The organism is Corallococcus sp. 4LFB (genome assembly GCF_046520365.1).
GTDB lineage: Bacteria > Myxococcota > Myxococcia > Myxococcales > Myxococcaceae > Corallococcus > Corallococcus caeni.
The window spans coordinates 1-6579 of sequence record NZ_JBKGHJ010000248.1 but is presented as its reverse complement, the minus strand read 5'-3'; the positions used below and the strand labels follow the sequence as shown (position 1 = coordinate 6579).

Genomic DNA, 6579 nt, shown 5'->3' with positions numbered 1-6579 from the left:
GGAACTCCGAGGCACCCTCAAGCCGGACCTCGTGCTCCATGCGGATCGCAACCTGTTGAAGGCCGCGCTCACCCTGGACTTCAAGTTCCCCTGCCCGGACACAAACCAGCCCCAGTGGACGCAATATGGGCCGAGCAGTCCGTACTTCGGTCGGGACCAGGGACGAGTCTACAAGGCGGCCCTGGGCGGGCAGGTTCTGCTCATCTCGCCAAGATTTGGAGTGAGGGCTCCATGAAAGACGCCTTTCCCACCATCCGGCTTCACGGCAGAGGCGGCTGGGTCGCGGGACGTGACGGAATCGTCATCTCCTTCTTTTTCCACGCCCCCCCTGAGGCCTTCGCTGACGCTGTCTGGCGCGCCCTTCAGACCTATCTTCAGGCCATCCCTCGTGGCTCGCTGGGTTGGTATCCGTCTGGAGAAGGAGAACTGGACGCGCTCGACGAGAAGGGATGGGAACACATCCGGAAGTATCTGCTGGACCCGCCCTGGAGGGGTGTCTGGTCCGTTGAGCTGATGGAGAACCCGAGCGAGGCCGGCAACCACCACTTCGAGTATTACGCGCGCCGCCTCGGGGATCCCATCTTGGAAGCCCCCATCAGCGCGGTGTCGTTCACGTTCCCGACCGAGTACCTCCAGGAGCACGGGGCTTCACATCTGCGAGCCCTTGCACTCCAGCTGGGTCATGAGCTGCCCTTCAACTTCGGCTACACCAGCTTCGCCATCGTCTCACCACAAGGTTTGTTCAGCTCAGGCGACTGGGCCATCACCGAGGCGCTCCTCGCCCGGTATCCAGGACTGGATGCCTACAACAACAGGGAGCTGAGCTCAGTCATCGGCCTGCACGCGCTGGCTCCGGCCTGGCTCACGTTCCTGGGCCAGCCCCTGCTGGGACAGCTGGGCGGCATCGACGCGCTCCGCAACGCGCTCCCCTTCCCGGAGGTCTCCGTGCTCCCCATGGACGGCGACCGCGTGCTCGTCACCCTGGACGAATGGCCAGACCCCATCGACACGCAGAAGCAGGCCATCCCGCCCCAGTACCGCGCGCTGGCCCGGCGGATGGAGCCCTTCCTCTTCCAGTACGAAGGCGAAGAGCTCCTGCCCTACCAGCTCGACACGAACCGGTGGCTCCGCCGGTTCCTCTAATCCTGCGGCCAGGGCGACAGCTTCTCCGCCTCGTACCGCTCCAGCAGCGCATGTGTCGCGCGCGCGGCCTCCTCCACCTCCACGCGCGACAGCCCTCGCGGCAGGGACTCAATCAGCGTCGGGAACGGCTGGTCGAAGACGAGCAGGTTCTCCATCTCCAGCGGATCCGTCTCCAGGTCGTACAGCTCCCACTGGTCCGCGTGCTCCCCGGACGGGTCGAACGTCCTCGCCAGCTTCCAGCGGGGCGTGCGCACGCAGCGGATGTGGTTGGGCTGGCACACCGCTCCAGGCCTCAACCCGGGCACCTTGCCCTGCTCGCGCAGCCGCGCCACCGCGCGCGTGTAGACGGTGAACAGCGCGTCGTCGTGCACCTGGTGCGGGTCTCCCGTGCGCGGCAGGGGCTCCGTGATTTCGTCGTCCGTCACGAAGAGCACGCCCTCGCGCGGCGTGCCGTTGGGCTCCAGCACCGTGGTCGCCTCGCCCCTCGCCAGCGGGCTCAGGTCCGCGCCCACGAACGGCGGCACCGGACGGTGCAGCCGCAGGTCCGTGCGAATGGCCGCCTGCTCCTCCCGGGTGATTCCCGCCAGCCCCAGCACCGTGGGCACGATGTCCGCGTGGCTCGTCAGCGCGTCGATGTACCGCGTCGACTGCTCCTGCGGGAACTGCACCACCAGCGGCACGTGCAGCGCCTCCTGGTAGGACGCGTGCCACTTCTCCATCAGGTAGCCGTGCGCCGCGCCGTACTCGCCGTGGTCGGAGAGGAACACCACCACCGTGTTCTCCCGCAGCCCCGTCTCGTCCAGCGTCCGCAGCACCCGCGCGATGTGCCCGTCCACCAGGTGGATGAGCCACGCGTAGTACTGCTGGAAGCGCTCCGCCGCCGTGTCCGGGTCGTGCGTCAGCTGGAACGGGATGCCCGAGTTCAACGTCACCGTCACCGGGTCGATGTTCTCGTTCGCCTGGTGCAGCGTCAGCCCCGTCTTCGACGACAGCGCGAGCCCCATCTTGTACGCGTAGTCCCGCTGGCAGTCCGGCTTGTTCTCCAGCGTGTCGCGCAGGTTCGTCGGCACGCCCGCGTTGTCCTGCGGGAACCCCAGCGGGTTGAGCGGCACCGTGAACGTCCCCGCCGTGGGCGTCACCGACCGCGCCCCCTCCGCCGGCACCGTCAGCGGCCCCACCTTGGGCCCGTTCGGATCCAACTGCCGCGGCAGGATGGGGTACGTCGCGATGTCGTGCGGGTTGGTGAACGACGCCACCGCCAGCCACGGCTGGGCTTCACCGTCCGGCGCGGCGGCCCGGGGCGCCGCGTAGGACTGCTCCCCGAGCGCCCGGTTGTACGGCTCACCCAGCGCCATCCGCCGCAGGAAGCCGCACGCCAGGTCCGCGAAGCCCTCGTCGCGGAACGCGCCCAGGTTGTTGATGGAGGCCCCGTGCGGCTCCGGATACGACAGCTCCCAGTCGTCGAAGCCGTACTGCTTCAACGAGTGGTCCGGCGGATTGCTCACGTGCCACTTGCCGAAGTAGTGCGTGTGGTAGCCCGCCTTCTGGAACCAGTGCCCCAGCGTCGGAATCCCCTGCGCCGACAGCCACGGGAAGGCCGCCGCGTCGCCGCTCTTGAACAGGCCGTCCGTCTGCGTGACGCCCGTGCGCGTGCCGTACTGCCCCGTGTAGATGACCGCGCGGCTGGGCGTGCACGCCGACGCCGCGATGGTGTGGTTGCGGAACACCGCCGCGTTCTTCCGCAGCGCCTCGAAGCCGGGGAAGAACTTCCGGAACGGGTTGTCCTCCCCGCCCTCCTCCACGAAGCCCAGGAGGTCCTTGATGGCGGGCAGGAAGCCGCCCTCCGGCCCATAGGCGAAGCGGGGGAACTGGAGCTGGTCGACCGTGAGGATGAGGATGTTGGGGCGCGAGGACGAGGGCATGGCCCCAGGCAGAGCACGGCCCATACCAACCGCCCCTCCCCCCTGGCCCCTGCCGCCTCACCCCGCGCGCGGCGTCCCGGGGGGACGCAGGCCGCGTCCCCACCCGACGCGCGAGTTCAGCTCGGGGTGCGCGAGGACTCCGTCGGCGTCGCCGCCTGGGCCTCGGTGCGCCGCGGCAGCCAGACGTTGAAGGTGGAGCCCTGGCCGACGGTGCCCGTGGACTCGGCCCAGATGCGGCCGCCGTGCTGCTCCACGATGCCCTGGCTGATGGTGAGCCCCAGCCCCAGCCCGCCGTACTTGCTGCCGTGCGCGCGGCCGAAGCGCTCGAAGATGATGCGCTGCTTCTCGCTGGGGATGCCCACGCCCTGGTCCTTCACGGACAGGTGCACGCCGCTGTCGCCTTCCGCCACCAGGCGCACCAGCACCTGGCCGCCCTCCGGCGAGTAGCGGATGGCGTTGGACAAGAGGTTCGTCAGCACCTGGTCCAACCGCCCGCGGTCCCACGTGCCCTCCAGGTGCTCGGGGACCTCCACCTTCAGCTCGTGCGTCTGCGACAGCACCGCCATGCGGTCCCGCGTCTCCAGCACCAGCTGCGACAAATCAAACGGCTCCAGCTCCAGGGACAGCCGGCCCGCCTGCAGGCGGCTGATGTCCAGCAGGTCCTCCACCAGCTTCGCCATGCGGTCAATCTGCCGGTTGATGATCTGCAGCGACTTGCCGGGGCCCGCCTCCGTCTGGCCGCCCAGCTTGAGCAGCGCCAGGTGCGCGTGGCCCTTCGCCGCGGCCAGCGGCGTGCGCAGCTCGTGGCTCGCGGCGGCGAGGAACGCGTCCTTCGCCTCGCTCGCCAGCCGCAGCGCCGTCTCCGCGCGCTGGCGCTCGGTGATGTCGCGCGCCACGGAGATGAAGCGGCCGGGGCCCTCGCCCTCCGCCACGTACTGGAGCACCACCTCCACCGGCACCTCCGTGCCGTCGCGGCGGCGGTGGTTGGTGAAGTACGTCTGCGACGGCAGCGTGCCGGACATGAGCGGCGCCAGCAGCTTGCGGAAGCCCGTCTCGTCGAAGGCGCTCTCCACCTCCAGCACCGACAGGCCCACCAGCTCCTCCACCGTGGCGGACAGCTGCTTGGCCGCGCCCGCGTTCGCGTACGCGAGCGTGAGCGTGTCCGGGGTGAACATCAGGACGCAGTCCAGCGTGGCGTCCAGCGTCGTCTTGAAGCGCGCCAGCGCCTCCTCGGCGCGCCGCTTGTCGTCGATGTCCGTGGCGATGGCCAGCCAGCCCACCAGCGACCCGTGCTCGTCGTACTCCGGCACCGCGCGCGCCAGGTGCCAGCGGTAGACGCCGTCCTTGCGCCGCAGCCGGAACTCCTCCGTGCTGTTCTGCACCTGCACCACCGCGTCGGCCCACACCGTGCGCATCCGCTCGCGGTCCGCCGGGTGCACGTCCTGGAGGAAGGAGGAGAGCGACAGCTCATACCCCTCCTGGTGGCCGGTGTAGTCGCGCCAGGCCCGGTTGGCGTAGGTCAGCGACCCGTCCGCGCGGGCCGCCCACATGGGCTCCGGCAGGGCCTCGGTGAGCCGCCGGTAGCGCAGCGCGCTCTGGCGCTCCAGGGCCTCGCGGTCGCGCTGGCGCAGCAGGGTCGCCTGGCGCTGGAGCTGCTGCTCCTTGAGGAACAGGTCCACGAAGACGCTGACCTTCGAGCGGAGGATTTCCGGGTCGAAGGGCTTGAGCAGGTAGTCCACCGCGCCGTGCGCGTAGCCCTTGAAGACATGCGCCGCGTCACGGCTGAGCGCGGTGAGGAAGATGATGGGGATGGTGCGCGTGCGCTCGCGCTGCTTGATGAGCGCCGCCGTCTGGAACCCGTCCAGGCCCGGCATCTGCACGTCCATCAGGATGACCGCGAAGTCGCGCTGCAAGAGCTGCTTGAGCGCCTCCTCGCCGCTGGTCGCCTTCACCAGGTCCTGGCCCAACGGCTCCAGGATGGCTTCCAGCGCCAGCAGGTTGGCCGGATGGTCGTCCACCATCAGGATGGCCGCACGCGGCGGGGCGGCGGCTTCCTGGGGACGTTCCGGGGTGTGCTCAGTGGAGTTCATGTGCGCGGTGGGGAAGCGCGTGGGTCAGGGGACCCGAGACACGGCGAACAAGGCTAGGGCCGCCCCCTTCCAGACGGAAGTGCAAAGGGGGCGGGAGGATGGATCGTCCTCGTTGAGTATCAAGCACTCACCCACAGCCGGACCAGTTCCAACAGCTTGTCGGTGTCCACCGGCTTGGGCAGGTAGTCGCTCGCGCCGGCCGCCATGCACTTCTCCCGGTCGTCCTTCAGCGCCTTCGCGGTGACGGCGATGATGGGCAGGCTGGCGTACTTGGCGTCCTTGCGGATGGCACGCATGGTTTCATAGCCGTCCATCTCCGGCATCATCACGTCCATCAACACGACGTCCACGTCGGGGTGCTGGCCGAGCATCTCGATGGCCGCCCGCCCGTTCTCCGCGAAGACGACCTGCATGCTGTGGTTCTCCAGCACGCTGGTGAGCGCGAAGATGTTGCGCATGTCGTCATCCACCAGGAGCACCTTCTTGCCCGCCAGCGGGGCGTCCTGGTCGTTGCGCTGCGCCAGGGCCGCGCGCGCGCGCGCCGGGAGGTTCTCATCCAGGCGGTGCAGGAAGAGCGCCGTGTCGCTGAGCAGCTGGTCCGGGCTCTTCGCGCCGCTCTTCAGGATGACGCTGCCGGTGTAGCGGCGCAGGCGGGCCTCGTCCTTGGGCGTCAATTCACGGCCGGTGTAGACGACGATGGGCAGGTCGCGGAAGCGCTGCTGCGTCTTCACCTCCTCCACCAGCTTGATGCCGTCCATGTCGGGCAACAGCAGGTCGATGACGAGGCAGTCGTACTCGTTCTCCTCCAGCTTCTGGAGGGCCTCCGCGCCGGACGCCACCGCGGTGACGACGACGTCGCCGCCGTCGCTGAGCAGCTGGGTGAGGCTGCTGCGCTGCACGTCGTCGTCCTCAATGACGAGCAGGCGGCGCTCGCGGCGCTCCAGGAAGCGCGACAGCTGGCCGAAGACGCGCTCCAGGCCCTCCTTGCTCACGGGCTTGGTGAGGTAGCCGAACGCACCCTGGGTGTTGCCCAGGTGCTTGTCCATCACGCTGATGATGTGGACGGGGATGTGACGGGTGCGCGGGTTGCGCTTGAGGCGGTCCAGCACGCTCCAGCCATCCACCACCGGCAGCTGGATGTCCAGGGTGATGGCGTCCGGCTGGTACTCGTGCGCCATGGCCAGGCCGCTGTCTCCGCGCGTGGCGACCAGGGCCTTGAAGCCCTTCTCGCGCGCCATCTGCACCATGATGCGGGCGAACTTCAGGTCGTCCTCGATGATGAGCAGGGTGCGGTCGCCCTCGCGGATGAACTCGCGGTCGTCCTCCACCACGACGGGCGTGTGGGAGCCCTCCACCTGCGGGGGCAGCGCGGCGTCCAGCACGTGGCCCTGCGGCTCCGACACCGGGGGGGGCCGGCGGGACGG

Annotated in this window: 4 protein-coding genes and 1 pseudogene; 2 read left to right on the top strand and 3 right to left on the bottom strand. The window is 69.2% G+C overall.

Going from position 1 to position 6579, the window contains the following annotated elements; translation table 11 throughout:
- A pseudogene (locus tag ACLEQD_RS24435) lies at positions 1 to 235 on the top strand (hypothetical protein); the annotation flags it as partial.
- Positions 232 to 1143: a type VI immunity family protein gene (locus tag ACLEQD_RS24430; RefSeq protein ID WP_410387204.1), complete on the top strand. Its 912-nt coding sequence runs from the start codon at positions 232 to 234 to the stop codon at positions 1141 to 1143. The pseudogene ACLEQD_RS24435 and the gene ACLEQD_RS24430, both read left to right, overlap by 4 nt.
- Here ACLEQD_RS24430 and ACLEQD_RS24425 read toward each other — a convergent pair.
- From ACLEQD_RS24425 to ACLEQD_RS24415, 3 genes are all read right to left on the bottom strand, one after another.
- Complete coding sequence (locus ACLEQD_RS24425) at positions 1140 to 3065, bottom strand: sulfatase-like hydrolase/transferase (protein ID WP_410387203.1); 1926 nt, start codon at positions 3063 to 3065, stop codon at positions 1140 to 1142. The two genes, ACLEQD_RS24430 and ACLEQD_RS24425, sit on opposite strands and share 4 nt — an antisense overlap.
- 116 nt (positions 3066 to 3181) lie before the next feature.
- Complete coding sequence (locus ACLEQD_RS24420) at positions 3182 to 5155, bottom strand: ATP-binding protein (RefSeq protein ID WP_410387201.1); 1974 nt, start codon at positions 5153 to 5155, stop codon at positions 3182 to 3184.
- 119 nt (positions 5156 to 5274) lie between these two features.
- The coding region (locus ACLEQD_RS24415; protein ID WP_410387199.1) for a response regulator at positions 5275 to 6579 on the bottom strand (1305 nt) is incomplete at its 5' end.

Bases quoted from the DNA above. Each gene is read 5' to 3' on its own strand.
- ACLEQD_RS24430 (WP_410387204.1), top strand. From the start codon at position 232: ATGAAAGACGCCTTTCCCACCATCCGGCTTCACGGCAGAGGCGGCTGG.
- ACLEQD_RS24425 (WP_410387203.1), bottom strand. From the start codon at position 3,065: ATGCCCTCGTCCTCGCGCCCCAACATCCTCATCCTCACGGTCGACCAG.
- ACLEQD_RS24420 (WP_410387201.1), bottom strand. From the start codon at position 5,155: ATGAACTCCACTGAGCACACCCCGGAACGTCCCCAGGAAGCCGCCGCC.